18 protein-coding genes and 1 pseudogene are annotated in these 13,506 nt (G+C 50.7%); 14 read left to right on the top strand and 5 right to left on the bottom strand.

Going from position 1 to position 13,506, the window contains the following annotated elements:
* Positions 1-91: 91 nt before the first annotated feature.
* Positions 92-1,024 carry a LysR family transcriptional regulator gene (locus HV107_RS24600; RefSeq protein WP_182061321.1) on the bottom strand — a complete coding sequence of 311 codons (933 nt, stop codon included), beginning with the start codon at positions 1,022-1,024 and terminating at the stop codon, positions 92-94.
* Between the two features lie 119 nt (positions 1,025-1,143).
* Here HV107_RS24600 and HV107_RS24605 point away from each other — a divergent pair, with 119 nt between their 5' ends.
* From HV107_RS24605 to uspF, 8 genes are all read left to right on the top strand, one after another.
* Complete coding sequence (locus tag HV107_RS24605) at positions 1,144-2,583, top strand: NAD-dependent succinate-semialdehyde dehydrogenase (protein ID WP_182061322.1); 1,440 nt, start codon at positions 1,144-1,146, stop codon at positions 2,581-2,583.
* 41 nt (positions 2,584-2,624) lie between these two features.
* Positions 2,625-2,951 (top strand): carboxymuconolactone decarboxylase family protein, encoded by a 327-nt coding sequence (locus HV107_RS24610; RefSeq protein ID WP_182061323.1) that lies wholly within the window; start codon positions 2,625-2,627, stop codon positions 2,949-2,951.
* A gap of 40 nt (positions 2,952-2,991) precedes the next feature.
* Entirely contained in the window at positions 2,992-3,972 is a 981-nt protein-coding gene (locus HV107_RS24615) for an NAD(P)H-quinone oxidoreductase (protein WP_182061324.1), read from the top strand.
* A gap of 279 nt (positions 3,973-4,251) precedes the next feature.
* A complete protein-coding gene (locus HV107_RS24620; RefSeq protein ID WP_182061325.1) occupies positions 4,252-4,491 on the top strand; it encodes a DinI-like family protein in 240 nt (79 codons plus the stop codon).
* Positions 4,492-4,580: 89 nt separating this feature from the next.
* Positions 4,581-4,799, top strand: a complete 219-nt coding sequence (locus tag HV107_RS27565) for a hypothetical protein (RefSeq protein WP_182061326.1) — start codon at positions 4,581-4,583, stop codon at positions 4,797-4,799.
* Between the two features lie 160 nt (positions 4,800-4,959).
* Positions 4,960-6,171, top strand: coding sequence for a selenium metabolism membrane protein YedE/FdhT (gene yedE, locus HV107_RS24630; RefSeq protein WP_182061327.1), 1,212 nt, complete (start codon positions 4,960-4,962; stop codon positions 6,169-6,171).
* Complete coding sequence (gene yedF / locus HV107_RS24635) at positions 6,168-6,401, top strand: sulfurtransferase-like selenium metabolism protein YedF (RefSeq protein WP_166715534.1); 234 nt, start codon at positions 6,168-6,170, stop codon at positions 6,399-6,401. The genes yedE and yedF overlap by 4 nt, the downstream gene beginning before the upstream one ends.
* A 147-nt stretch (positions 6,402-6,548) precedes the next feature.
* Positions 6,549-6,983, top strand: a complete 435-nt coding sequence (uspF, locus tag HV107_RS24640; protein ID WP_182061328.1) for a universal stress protein UspF — start codon at positions 6,549-6,551, stop codon at positions 6,981-6,983.
* A gap of 55 nt (positions 6,984-7,038) precedes the next feature.
* Here the strand turns inward: uspF and ompW are convergent, their stop codons facing one another.
* The gene (gene ompW / locus HV107_RS24645; RefSeq protein ID WP_182061329.1) at positions 7,039-7,674 is read right to left on the bottom strand and encodes an outer membrane protein OmpW; all 636 of its coding nucleotides are present in this window, start codon (positions 7,672-7,674) and stop codon (positions 7,039-7,041) included.
* Between the two features lie 278 nt (positions 7,675-7,952).
* On the opposite strand from ompW, the pseudogene HV107_RS27445 reads away from it, so the two are divergent.
* The 4 genes and pseudogenes from HV107_RS27445 to yciA form a co-directional block, all read left to right on the top strand.
* Positions 7,953-8,126 (top strand): annotated as a pseudogene (locus tag HV107_RS27445) (YkgJ family cysteine cluster protein); the annotation flags it as partial.
* Positions 8,127-8,151: 25 nt separating this feature from the next.
* A complete protein-coding gene (locus HV107_RS24650) occupies positions 8,152-8,895 on the top strand; it encodes a YciC family protein (protein ID WP_014070522.1) in 744 nt (247 codons plus the stop codon).
* 57 nt (positions 8,896-8,952) lie between these two features.
* A complete protein-coding gene (locus HV107_RS24655) occupies positions 8,953-9,492 on the top strand; it encodes a septation protein A (RefSeq protein ID WP_014070523.1) in 540 nt (179 codons plus the stop codon).
* Positions 9,493-9,597: 105 nt separating this feature from the next.
* Positions 9,598-9,993 carry an acyl-CoA thioester hydrolase YciA gene (gene yciA / locus HV107_RS24660; RefSeq protein ID WP_014070524.1) on the top strand — a complete coding sequence of 132 codons (396 nt, stop codon included), beginning with the start codon at positions 9,598-9,600 and terminating at the stop codon, positions 9,991-9,993.
* 38 nt (positions 9,994-10,031) lie between these two features.
* Here yciA and tonB read toward each other — a convergent pair whose 3' ends face one another.
* Positions 10,032-10,754 (bottom strand): TonB system transport protein TonB, encoded by a 723-nt coding sequence (gene tonB / locus HV107_RS24665; protein ID WP_259349661.1) that lies wholly within the window; start codon positions 10,752-10,754, stop codon positions 10,032-10,034.
* Between the two features lie 221 nt (positions 10,755-10,975).
* Between tonB and HV107_RS24670 the strand changes: the two genes are divergently transcribed.
* Together HV107_RS24670 and catA are read left to right on the top strand one after the other, a co-directional pair.
* On the top strand, positions 10,976-11,272 hold the full coding sequence (locus HV107_RS24670) for a YciI family protein (protein WP_166715541.1): 297 nt from the start codon (positions 10,976-10,978) through the stop codon (positions 11,270-11,272).
* Positions 11,273-11,661: 389 nt separating this feature from the next.
* On the top strand, positions 11,662-12,339 hold the full coding sequence (catA, locus tag HV107_RS24675; protein ID WP_182061331.1) for a type A chloramphenicol O-acetyltransferase: 678 nt from the start codon (positions 11,662-11,664) through the stop codon (positions 12,337-12,339).
* A 39-nt stretch (positions 12,340-12,378) separates the two neighbouring features.
* Here the strand turns inward: catA and leuE are convergent, their stop codons facing one another.
* Together leuE and HV107_RS24685 are read right to left on the bottom strand one after the other, a co-directional pair.
* Positions 12,379-13,014, bottom strand: a complete 636-nt coding sequence (gene leuE, locus HV107_RS24680; protein ID WP_182061332.1) for a leucine efflux protein LeuE — start codon at positions 13,012-13,014, stop codon at positions 12,379-12,381.
* 70 nt (positions 13,015-13,084) lie between these two features.
* Positions 13,085-13,495: an Exc2 family lipoprotein gene (locus HV107_RS24685; RefSeq protein ID WP_182061333.1), complete on the bottom strand. Its 411-nt coding sequence runs from the start codon at positions 13,493-13,495 to the stop codon at positions 13,085-13,087.
* Positions 13,496-13,506 lie beyond the last annotated feature (11 nt).

The raw sequence follows: 13,506 nt of genomic DNA on the forward strand, positions 1-13,506 counted from the left end.
CACGAAGCGGACTAGTTATACAAGCTGAAGGTCCGCTGCGAGCGAACAGTGGACGCTCATATAGTGCAAAACGGCAATGTTGCTTATGTCGTCAGAGCTGACTGCGAAGTGTTGACCATTTTGCAGGATGTCCGATGAATTCACGCAATGTGTCGAGAAATACCGTGACTCTGGCAGGCGGATGACGTAACGCGCGTAGCGCATATATTCCTGTAGATACATGTGGTTGCGATGACATTTCCGGGAAGAGTTGTACCAGCGCGCCACTGTTAATGTCATCTCCCGCCACCCAGTCTGGCAGGAACGCGATCCCCAGCCCATCAACCGCAGCCTGACGCATCGCTTCAAAATCATCACAGCCAAAGATGGGCTGGCTAGTGTTTTCTCTGGCCGGATGGCCAATCACGCTCGACCAGCAAAGCAGATCAGCACCGTGCAGCTTATCGATTAAACGATGTGAGGCGATGTTATCCAGCGAGACGGGAATTCCCGCGTTTTCCAGGTATGCTGGGCTTGCGCACAGCACGCGTATTTGCGTTGCTATTTTGCTGGCAATCAACGTGCTGTCGGCCATATCACCAATACGGATGACAACATCAAGGCGTTCAGCGACAGGATCTGCCAGCCGTTCGGTCAGATCCAAATCGAAGCCCAGCGCCGGATACTGTCGGGAGAGTTTTGCCATCACCGGCAGCACATAGCGTTTACCAAATGTGGGATAACACGCCACTCTCAGCACACCGGTTACTTCGCCCTTCATCGACGCCAGTTCCTGCTGCGTATCTACCAGTGAATCGAGGATCTGTCTGGCGCGAATCAGCAGTATTTCCCCAGCATCGGTCAGGGTTAAATGCCGTGTAGATCGCAAAAAGAGCGGGGTATCCAGGTACGCTTCCAGCGCATCAATCTGCCGTCCTATCGAGGAGGGGGTGCGTCCGCGACGGCGACCAGCACCCGAAAAACTGCTTTCACGGGCGACATCGACAAAGACTCCAAGGAACTCGGCAAATTTCTCTGATTGCATCTGTGCATTTCTTGCATAGCTGTTGTGGTGAGAAGCCATCTTATCAGTTATGTACGCTGAACTTAATATCCCCTCAGCCGAATGACATTACACAAACACACACACTGAGGATAACGACCATGCAAAATCATCAATATGATCCCCTTTATCTTTTTATCGACGGTGACTGGATTGAAGCGGGTAATCGCGACACTGTCGCTGTGATTAACCCCGCAACCGAAGCCACTATCGGCCGCTTGCCGCTGGCGACCGCCGCCGACCTTGAACGTGCCCTGTCAGCCACCCGTTCTGGCTTTGACGTCTGGCGCCATACCGTGCCTGCTGAACGCGCCCTCATCATGAAGAATGCCGCTGCCCTGATGCGCGAACGCGCTGAACATATTGCCTCGTTGATGACGCTGGAAGAAGGGAAACCCCTGGCTGAAAGCCGCGACGAAGTACTGCGTGCAGCCGACTATTTTGAATGGTTTGCGGAGGAAGCCCGCCGCATTGATGGACGCGTTGTACCGTCAAATCGCCCCGGTGTACTGCAACTGGTCAAAAAAGAGCCCATCGGCCCGGTCGCCGCCTTCACTCCGTGGAATTTCCCGGCCATTACCCCGGCACGCAAATTATCAGCAGCACTGGCCGCAGGTTGTAGCGTGATCCTGAAACCCGGTGAAGAGAGCCCGGCGACGGCGCTGGCGCTGGCACGTTGCCTGGATGATGCCGGTTTGCCTAAAGGCGTACTGCAAATTGTGTTTGGCGTGCCAGATCAGGTTTCCGCCACTCTTATCGCCTCACCGGTTATTCGCAAAGTGGCATTCACCGGTTCTGTACCGGTAGGTCGACTACTGTCTCAGCGTGCCGCCGCTGGTGTTAAACCGATTACCCTGGAACTGGGCGGCCATGGGCCGGTACTGGTCTTTGCAGATGCTGATATTGACGCGGCGGCGGCTGGCGGGGCGGCTAACCGGTTCCGGGGCACCGGCCAAATCTGTATATCTTCAACCCGCTTTCTGATTCAGCGTGGTGTTTACACGCAGTTTGTCGAACGCTTCGTGAGTGCGACGGAGCAACTCGTTATCGGCGATGGCATGGCGGAAAACACGCAGGTGGGGCCACTGGCGAATCTCCGCCAGCTGGAAAAAATGGAAGCGCTGATTGCCGATGCTGTCGCGCAGGGCGCGAAAGTGCTCACTGGCGGGAAACGGCTCAACCGTCCGGGCTTTTTCTTTGAACCCACGGTGCTTGCCGATGTGCCGATGGAGGCGCGGATCATGCACGAAGAACCCTTTGGCCCGATTGCCGTTATGCGTCCGTTCGACGTGCTTGAGGATGGGCTGGCAGAAGCAAACCGCCTGCCGTATGCCCTGTCAGCTTACGCTTTTACGCGTGACGCCCGTACCGTGCTGGATGTTGGCGATGGCCTTGAAGCCGGAATGATCGGCATTAATCAGTACCGCATGGTGGCGACGGAACTGCCTTTCGGCGGCATGAAAGAAAGTGGGCATGGATCTGAGGGTGGCCGGGAAGGTATCGGCCATTACCTGGTGAATAAATTCATCAGCCAAATCTAAAACACACTGGCATTAATTACAGATTATAAGAGGAACTGACCATGAAACCTGTTGATTTTACTCGTCCGCGCGAAGCTGCCCGCGCATTTACCCCTAAACTTTCCGACTTCGTTGAGCAACCGCTGTATTCCGATGTCTGGACAGATCCGGACCTGGCACCGCGCGACCGTAGTCTGGTTACCATCGCCTGTCTCATTGCGCTGAATCACTCCAATGAGCTACCGGCCCACTTGCGTCGCGGCATTGAAAACGGTCTGACCAAAACAGAAATTTCCGCCCTGATTACGCACATGGCGTTTTACGCAGGCTTTCCGGCAGCGATTACCGCGTCTGGCTATGCCAATGCCACGTTTGACGAACAGGCCTGAATGACGGGTTATCCATCTTCTTATTTCAGGAAACAGAACCATGAAAGCAATCACTTTTGATCAATTCGGTCCGGCAGATGTACTTCACATCAGTGAAGTCGCAGACCCACAGTTGCGCCCCAATGATCTGCTGGTCCGCACGCGGGCCGCGGGAGTTAACCGGGCCGACCTCACCCACAGACGCGGCGGGTATGGCCGTCCTGATTTTGGAGACTCGACGATTATGGGGTTGGAAATCGCCGGTGACGTTATTGCCGTCGGGGAGAATGTAAAAGGCTATAACGTGGGTGACCGTGTTATGGGTATCGTCGGGGGCGGGGCTTACGCGGAAATGGCCCGTATCGATTACCGGATGGCTATGCCAGTGCCGGAAGGTATGGACTATATCCATGCGGCGGCCATTACCGAGGTCTTTGTAACCGCCCATGAAGCACTTATCCATCTGGGGAAACTGAAACCCACGGAAACGGTACTGATCCACGCCGGGGCCGGCGGTGTGGGAGGTGCCGCCGTGCAACTGGCGCACGCGACAGGCGCGACGGTAATCACCACCGCGAATGCTGCAGCACACGATCTCGTTCACCATCTGGGTGCTGATCACGCCATTGATTACGCGACAGAAGACTTCTCGGAAGTTGTCGCCAGCATTACGGATAACAAGGGGGTTGATCTTATTCTCGATTTTATTGGCGCGCCTTATTTTGAACGAAACGTGAATGCACTCAACTTTGGTGGACGTCTGGTGCAGATTGGCATCATGGGGGGGATTGAAAACGCGAAGATACCGCTGGATCGGGTGTTGTACCGCCATCTGCAGATTATCGGTACGGTAATGAAATCGCGTTCGCAAGAAGTGAAACATGAGATGTCCCGCCGCTTTAGAGAGTGCTGGTTAACTCGCTTCGGTAAGGATGGGCTGAACCCGGTGATTGACAGCGTATTCCCGCTGGCGGAAGCCAGTAAAGCTCACCAGCGTATGGAAGATGGCCTTAACGTCGGAAAAATTGTGCTGACGATGTAGATGACGCGAACGAGAAGGCTTTTTTCCTGCCTTTTCGTCGCACCCCCTTGGCTGTTCGATGTCAGAGGATGAATCAAGTACTGCCATAAAAAACATCACTATAGGGCTAAAAGTGATATCAGAGTATTGCTGTTACTCTGCTTGTCAAAGCGAAGTTCGGATGTCAGGTGGGGTGGGTACGAGTTGTTTCCTTACCCACCCATTGACTGTATACATGTACAGTGGTATTTTTAGGGTTACAGATCAAGCCAAGACTATTTCACATTCTAAGGAAAGGTTATGTTCGTAGAACTCGTTTACGACAAACGCAATTTCGAAGGCCTGCCAGGTGCAAAAAACATCATTCTGGATGAGTTAACAAAGAGGATTTGCCGCGTTTTCCCGGATGCAGACGTTCGCGTTAAACCAATGATGACGCTTCCAGCGATCAACACTGATGCGAGCAAGCATGAAAAGGAGCAGATAAGCAGGGTCGTGCAGGAGATGTTTGAAGAAGCTGATATGTGGCTTGAAGCTTAGTCTTCACTTGATGGTCTTCAATACCAGCAGGCAGTCAATTGATGATATGCCTGCCTGTAAACCGTGACTTTCCGCCCGCCGGAAATTTCTTGTATAAAGTGCAAAACGGCAACATCGTAAATGAGCGCCATCTGTTTTCTATCCAGTCCGTTGGCAATCAGCCTACCGGCCAGCGCCGGGATGATATTGCAAAAATGAAATCCTCAGATATCAAAGACGGTTACCTGCATAGTTTCACGAACAGCATTCATTATCAGAGCGTCTTGAGCGAGGGAAAGAGTTTACCAGGCTTGTCATTTAATTTTTGAATATCCCTTGCGTACCAGAGCATGAAGTTTTGATGATTGAGGTCATTAAAAAGGCAGGTATTTTGGAGAAAAGTTTTGGAGAGGTTTTGGAGAAAGAAAAAGAACTATATATTCCAGCCCGTTAAATCCACATACACCTTCTGAGTTCAGAGGCACAGTCATGACATGGCATCATTTCAAACAGACTTACCTGGTTAAGTTCTGGTCTCCGGTTCCGGCGGTTATCGCCGCGGGCATTCTCTCTACCTACTATTTCGGGATCACCGGCACCTTCTGGGCGGTAACGGGTGAGTTTACCCGTTGGGGTGGGCAATTATTACAGCTCGCGGGCGTGCATACCGAAGAGTGGGGCTATTTTAAACTGATTCATCTGGATGGTACTCCCCTGACCCGTATCGACGGGATGATGATTATCGGCATGTTTGGGGGCTGTTTTGCTGCCGCGCTGTGGGCAAACAACGTGAAGCTACGAATGCCAAAAAGCCGGATCCGCATTATGCAGGCCGTCGCAGGCGGTATTATCGCAGGCTTTGGCGCCCGCCTGGCGATGGGCTGCAACCTGGCAGCCTTCTTTACCGGTATTCCTCAGTTTTCACTTCATGCCTGGTTCTTTGCCGTGGCAACGGCCATTGGCTCTTACTTTGGCGCGCGCTTTACGCTACTGCCCTTCTTCCGCATTCCGGTGAAAATGACTAAAGTCAGCGCCGCCTCGCCACTGACACAAAAACCCGATCAGGCGCGTCGTCGATTTCGACTCGGGATGCTGGTCTTTTTCGCCATGCTGGCCTGGGCATTATGCACCGCCCTTAACCAGCCGAAACTGGGCCTGGCAATGCTGTTCGGCGTTGGATTTGGCTTACTGATAGAACGTGCGCAGATCTGCTTCACTTCAGCATTTCGCGATATGTGGATAACCGGCCGTACAATGATGGCAAAAGCCATTATTGCCGGGATGGCGGTCAGCGCTATCGGTATTTTCAGTTACGTGCAGCTCGGCGTTGAACCGAAAATCATGTGGGCTGGTCCCAATGCGGTGATCGGCGGTTTACTGTTTGGTTTCGGGATTGTGCTGGCCGGTGGATGTGAAACGGGCTGGATGTATCGTGCGGTAGAAGGCCAGGTGCATTACTGGTGGGTTGGACTGGGCAATGTGATTGGCTCTACGGTGCTGGCGTACTTCTGGGATGATTTATCCCCGGTTCTGGCAACCAACTGGGACAAAGTTAACCTGCTGAACACCTTTGGTCCGCTGGGCGGTTTACTTGTGACATACGCCCTGCTGCTGATTGCATTTCTGCTGGTTGTCGCCCAGGAAAAACGCTTTTTTCGCCGCAAGGCCACTAAGACTCACCCCCAGGAGAATATCGCATGAAAGAGATTGTACCTGACTATCGCCTGGATATGGTCGGCGAGCCTTGCCCTTATCCGGCTGTCGCAACGCTTGAAGCCCTGCCTCAGCTTAAGAAAGGGGAAATTCTGGAAGTGGTGAGCGATTGTCCGCAATCCATTAACAACATTCCTCTGGATGCCAGAAACCACGGCTATACGGTGCTGGATATTCAACAGGATGGTCCTACCATTCGCTATTTGATTCAGAAATAATCCCTTCGCGCCCCGTTCCGGGGCGCACTGAATTTTACCTGAACACACCTGAAAAATGCCCTGGCTCCCATTTTGCGCGCTAATCTCACCGGCGATGTTTCGGCGGGCTAGACTTAAAGCGGACAAAAAACAAACAGGAGGTGCGGCATGTTTCATTCCATTTTGGTTCCTCTCGATATTTCCGAAAATCGCCTGACCGATCGGGTGATCCCCTATGTTCAGGCGAACGCAGCAATCGGCAACGCAAGTGTGCATTTTCTGACGGTTATTCCGTCTATGCCTTATTACTCGTCACTGGGGCTGGCTTATTCGATTGAAACGCCGAAACTGGCGGAGATACAGCAACAAGCGCTTGCTAAGCTGGATGAGGTGGTTAAACAGTTCAACTTGCCCGCAGACAAAGTGCATACCCATGCCATTTCAGGCTCACCTAAAGATCAGATACTGAAGCTGGCGGATTCCATCAGTGCCGATTTGATTATCATTGCCTCTCATCGCCCTGATATTTCGACCTACCTTTTAGGGTCAAATGCGGCGGTTGTTGTTCGTCATGCCACCTGTTCGGTGCTGGTTGTTCGATGAGGTGTTGTGCTACAAAGCGTAGATCAACCACCTGCCTGGCAGGTGGTTGTGATACTCAGAAACGATAACCCGCCGAGAACATAAATACCCACGGATCCAGACGGGTGCTAACGCTCTGTTGTTCGCCGCCTGCTTTAAAGCGCACATCCGTGTCGATATCCATATACCAGACGGACATATTAATCAGCCAGTCGCGGTTAATCAGGTAATCCAGCCCGACCTGTCCCGCCACACCCCAGGAATCTTTCAGGCTGAGATCTGAAAGACCCGCATCTTTACCGGTATCGTTAAACTTCTCATTAAAGAACGTGGTGTAGTTTACGCCCGCACCAATATAAGGACGCGCCTTGCTGCTGGCATCACCAAAATACCATTGCGCCATTAAGGTTGGCGGCAACAGGTTAACCGTCGCGATATTACCGGTAGGCCCGGTGCCAACGTGATGACGGAATGGTGTTGCGGCTAACAGTTCTACCCCGATATTTTCGGTTGCCATATAGGTAAACGTCAGGCCCAGTTGGGTGTTGTTACTGACGTTAAAGCCACCCAGTTTACCCAACACATTATCGGAACCTTCCGTTGGTCGAACCGTTGCCGAACCTGCGCGAATAAAGAATTCGCCTGCTTCATGCGCGTACGCGCCGCCAGAGATACTGCTTAAGATAAGGGCTGCCACTGCTAATTTTTTCATATCCGCTCCATCGTTGTGGTTTTATTTCGGAGCAGAATATACTCACAAATGAGTAATAAGTGATCTAACACAGATCACATAAAAACCAGTAATTTAACATTCATTGATCTGAGTTAATTTTTCATAACTAATCAGAAAGGAGTAAATCGTCTCTAAGTCAATTTTTGCCTTTTCACAGTAACAAAATATTCCGCTTTCCCCCTCTTGTTCTCTTTTCAGCGGCTGGATAATTGAGCTGTTTCACAGTTTGATTTGATGCGCCCTTATTTGCAGATGTGCCGACACACTGCCGCGAACTTTCAATGTCTGGCGAGGATGGGCAGGTCAATGAGGCCTGTAATCGAGCCAGAGCACGCTACGGATTACCTCCGCTTTACAAAGATATGCTTTTCCATACAAGGCTTGATGCTGCCACCGCAGACTTATCCGGTGTACAATTGCCGGCTAATTAACACCTGCAATACTCAAGGAGAGTGCATGTCTATCACGGCGAAGTCTGTCTACCGTGACACGGGGAATTTTTTCCGCAATCAGTTCATTACCTTTTTACTGATAGCGTTGCTATGTGCGTTTATCACGGTGGTGCTTGGCCATGCGTTTTCACCCAGTGATGACCAGATTGCCAGCCTGAGTCAGGGCGACAATCTTGCAGGCAGCGTGGGCCTATTTGAACTGGTGCAAAACATGACTCCCGAACAGCAGCAAATCCTGCTGCGGGCATCTGCTGCATCAACCTTCTCCGGCCTGATTGGCAACGCCGTTCTGGCAGGCGGGGTTCTGCTGATGATCCAGCTGGTGTCTGCGGGACAGCGTGTTAGTGCCCTACGCGCTATCGGTGCCAGCGCACCGGTTTTACCGAAGTTGTTCATCCTTATCTTTTTAACCACGATGCTGGTTCAGATTGGCATTATGCTGGTCGTTGTACCTGGCGTTCTTCTGGCGATTGTTCTTTCCTTCGCACCCGTGATGGTTGTGCAGGATAAAATGGGAATATTCGTCGCTATGCGCAGCAGCATAAAACTGGCATGGTCTAATATGCGCCTGGTTGCTCCAGCAGTAATCGGCTGGTTGCTGGCCAAAACGCTTTTGCTGCTGTTTGCACCAAACTTTGCCGTACTCACGCCAAACGTTGGCGCGGTAGTGGCCAATACGCTGAGCAATCTGATTTCAGCGGTATTGCTGGTCTACTTGTTCCGCCTGTATATGTTAATTCGTCAGTAATCATGATGGCCGGGTATGTCGCTGTACCCGGCTCAACGAAGAAGATGGAATCACAGAATGAAGCAGTTTCTTGATTTTTTACCCCTTGTCGTATTTTTCGCGTTTTATAAGCTCTACGACATTTATGCCGCCACAACGGCGCTGATCGTCGCAACCGCTATCGTGCTTATCTACAGCTGGGTGCGTTATCGCAAAGTTGAAAAAATGGCGTTGATCACGTTCGTTCTGGTCGCCGTGTTTGGCGGGTTAACCCTGTTCTTCCATAACGATGAATTTATTAAATGGAAGGTCACGGTCATTTATGCCCTCTTTGCTGGTGCGCTGCTGATCAGCCAGTGGGTCATGAAAAAGCCTTTAATCCAGCGTATGTTGGGTAAAGAGTTGACGCTCCCGCAGGAAGTGTGGTCGCGACTGAATATCGCCTGGGCGGTGTTCTTCATTCTTTGTGGCCTGGCCAATATCTACATCGCCTTCTGGCTGCCGCAGAATATTTGGGTCAACTTCAAAGTCTTCGGCCTGACCGCCCTGACGCTTATTTTTACGCTCTTAAGCGGTGTTTATATTTACCGCCACATGCCTCAGGACGATAAGCACTGACAGTTTTTTACCAGAACGCTCGCCCTACGGGCGTTCTGGTCTATTCTCACCAGCCGAAAATCATAGTAGCATCCCGCCTGAAGTCTTCAGTTACGAGTTAAAACAATGACAACAAATGACGCCCCTCAGGGCGAAATGGTATTACGCACACTGGCAATGCCCGCGGACACCAACGCCAATGGCGATATTTTTGGTGGATGGTTGATGGCACAAATGGATATGGGCGGCGCGATCCTGGCAAAAGAGATTGCTCACGGACGCGTGGTGACCGTTCGGGTAGATGGCATGACATTCCTTCGCCCGGTTGCCGTGGGTGATGTCGTCTGCTGTTATGCGCGCTGCGTGAAACGCGGTAACAGCTCAATTTCGATCAACATTGAAGTGTGGGTGAAAAAAGTCTCTTCCGAGCCTATCGGTCAGCGTTATAAAGCGACCGAAGCGCTGTTTATTTATGTGGCAGTCGATAGCCAGGGCAAACCCCGCCAGCTACCTGCAATTTAATGCCAGACAAAAAAAGCCTCCGTTCTGGAGGCTTTTTTTTATTCCATTTGTGCCCCGCCATTCATGCGGAACACGATATTCACAACCAATCCACTGCCGGGCTTGCCTGCTTCATAACGCCACTTGCGCATGGCGTCTTTCACATCGCGTTCGAACATGTTAGAAGGCTGCGCAGATAATATTTCGATGTTATCAAGGCGGCCATCTGGCGTAACGTCAAATTTCACGCGAACACGCCCTTCAATACGCAGCGCCCGAGCACGCTGCGGATACTGTGGCTGGTTGCGGCTCAATGCGCGCGGGCCTGCTGGCGCGGCTGGTGTCGGTTTTGCCACCGCTGGCGTATTGTTGGCCACTGCGCGCGCAGGCGCAGCGTTTTCAACCGGCTGAGTGGTACGCGTCTCAACAGGGCGTTCTTCACGTTTAGGACGCTCTTCAACCTTTTTCACCGGTTTTGGCTTCGGTTTGGGCTTAGGTTTTGGCTCAGGCTTGTGGATCACCACTGGCGCTTCTTTTGGCGGCTCCGGGACAACCTCTGGCTCAGGTTCCGGCTCAGCAACCGGTTGTGGCGGTGGTGTGACAGCCTGCGGCGGCTCAAGCTCCGCTGGCGTTACCATGGTCACAGAAATAGGCTGCGCGGGCGCTGGCATTTCAATAACCTGATGAACCGAGGTGTACAGCAGACCCGCCACAACAGCACCGTGAATAACGACGGAAAGCAACGTCGGCCAGGGAAAGCGGCGAGGTAAATCTAGGGTCATCGAAGTCATAATCATCAGAGTTAAAAAACCAGACGTTGATTTTAAATGCAAATAGCAATCATATTCAATAAGACACTTTATCTTCACGCGATTTAAGCGCATAAGAGGCCAAAAAAGGCGCATTCAGATCAGGGTTTTAACATTGTCGTTATCTTTACATTGCAGTCAATTGTGCTTTCACATAACGTAATTGCCACTTTTACTGGTTAAGGAGCTCCGCCGTGCTTTATGTGATTTATGCAGAAGATGTAGCTGATTCCCTGGAAAAACGCCTTTCTGTGCGCCCTGCCCATCTGGCGCGTTTACAGCTGTTACACGATGAAGGCCGTTTGTTAACCGCAGGCCCAATGCCCGCGGTAGACAGCAACGATCCTGGCGCGGCAGGTTTTACCGGTTCAACCGTTATTGCAGAGTTCGAATCCCTGGAAGCGGCCAAAGCCTGGGCTGACGCTGACCCGTATGTGGCGGCTGGCGTTTACGCAAAAGTCACCGTGCGTCCGTTCAAGAAAGTGTTCTGATGCACTAAAGGCTCCGAAAGGAGCCTTTTATTTATGCGTTTCGGCCTGCCATAACACTGCCATCGACATCCCAGTTCGTGCAGGACTTGCTTTCTGGCGGGTGATGTAAAACCTCGCTAAGGCAATTTTTCACACATACGATATTCGACATCTGCCAGGGCGGTAATTCTACGAAATTATCAATTCAGAAAAACACCTGTAGATAGCACAACCTACCTTTATTACCTTAAAAATTAAATAGTTAACATCCACTTCCCTACTGTATAAGGATGCGCTAATCTCACGATCGCGATTACGCCCCAAACGGCTCGCGGCCTGTAGGGTTACGTCATTCATGAGAAGAATTTAGGCTAACATTTGATGTGTTATTGCTAATCAAAGGGTAAGAAATGAAAAAAACAATCCCGGAATATACCCCTGTTGACATATCTCATTGGGCCAGGAAGGAACATTTTGAGGTATTTCAGGGCTTTGCTCAAAGTACTATTAACCAGACGGTGCTGATAGACATTACTGCCCTGCTAAAAAATATCAAAGAAGCCGGCTGGAAATTTTACCCTACGATGATTTTCCTTCTTTCTAAGATCGTAAACAGCCATACCGAATTCCGTATGGCGATGAAAAACAATGAGTTAGTTATCTGGAATGAAGTACATCCAAACTATACGATTTTCCATAATGAAACGGAGACCTTTTCATCATTATGGAGCCACTACGATGGCAATATTCATCACTTCCAGAACGTTTATTCAGAAGACGTCGCACGCTATGGTGATAACCTTGCATACTGGCCTAAAGAAGAGTCGCGCGAAAATATATTTTTCGTATCGGCGATTCCCTGGGTAACCTTTACCAGTTTTAATATCACCGTTGCTGACATGAAAAACTTTTTCGCCCCGATGTTCACGCTTGGTAAATACTACAATCAGGATGGAAAAGTATTGTTGCCTGTCGCCCTTCAGATACACCATTCTGTGTGTGATGGTTTCCATATAGCAAGACTGTTCAATGAGTTACAAGAGTTGTGTGATGATTTGCCGCGTCAATCAGAGGGAATGGATGATTGATGTGCCAGACATTAAAAAGGCTCCCTCAGGAGCCTCATCTCAGTGCAGCGATGCAAGTCGCGCTGCAAATCCTACAAACAGCAGCCCTATCAGGCCATTACCCAGCTTCGCCAGTTTCTTCTTGGTTTTCAGGTAGCGAGTGACAAACGCGCCAGAGAAAATCAGGAAACTCATGTAGGTAAAGCTGATCAGCTCAAGCGTGGTGGCGAGGATCAGGAAAGAGGTTCCGGTATTTTCCGCACGCACATCAATGAACTGCACAAAGAATGACACATAAAACAGGATCGCTTTCGGGTTCGTCAGGCTTAACACCAGAGAACGCTTCATGATCATACTTGCTGGTTCAGCAACCGCATCATGGGCATTGTTCTTGCGGGTGATAACCGACCATAACATTTTGCCGCCAAGCCACAGCAAATAGAATGCGCCTAAATAACGCACAATATTAAATAACACAGGTGTGGTCTGAATTAACGCAGCGACCCCTGCCCATGCCAGAAACATCAATACGGCATCACCAATAAAGACACCGGTCGCGGCCAGATATCCTTTTTTGACGCCATGACCAATGCCTGTTTTCAGCACAAACAGTGTGTTTGGCCCTGGAACCAGGACAATAAAAAATGCGCCTACCACATAGGTCCAGAAATTAAGCACACCAAACTCCGCAAACACAGCTCCCTCCTTTTGCTATAAAACAAAGGAAATAGCGCTGCAACGGCGCTATTCCCGACAGTGAATCGGCTTATTGTACGCCGTTAAAGCCATCAAGATAAGTCGCGGCTAATTCGTTACCAAACAACAGGGCATCTTTCTGGTCCATATCTGAAGACCATTGGTCATTCGCATTGCCCGAGAAAGATTGTTTTGTCACGGCACTTTTCTTTAGCTGATCGCGAATACTTTGCGCATACGCATTGGCCTCGGCTTCCGTGCGTCCGGCCGCGCGGTCGGCTTTGCCACTGGCATAAATCTCGCGAAACTGCGGTACGTTCAGACGATAATTCACGGGTACGCTGGCAGCAAAATTCCCGCCAGTGAAACTCGATTTATGTGAGACGAAATAATACGCATGTCGTTCCGGTGCTGTTTTTGTACTGGCACACCCGCTCAACACAGCAATGCTTAAAATAGCAGCAACAACTTTTCCGTTCATCTCTTGTTCCC

Origin of the sequence: Enterobacter sp. RHBSTW-00175, from assembly GCF_013927005.1 — a bacterium.
Classification (GTDB): Bacteria; Pseudomonadota; Gammaproteobacteria; order Enterobacterales; family Enterobacteriaceae; genus Enterobacter.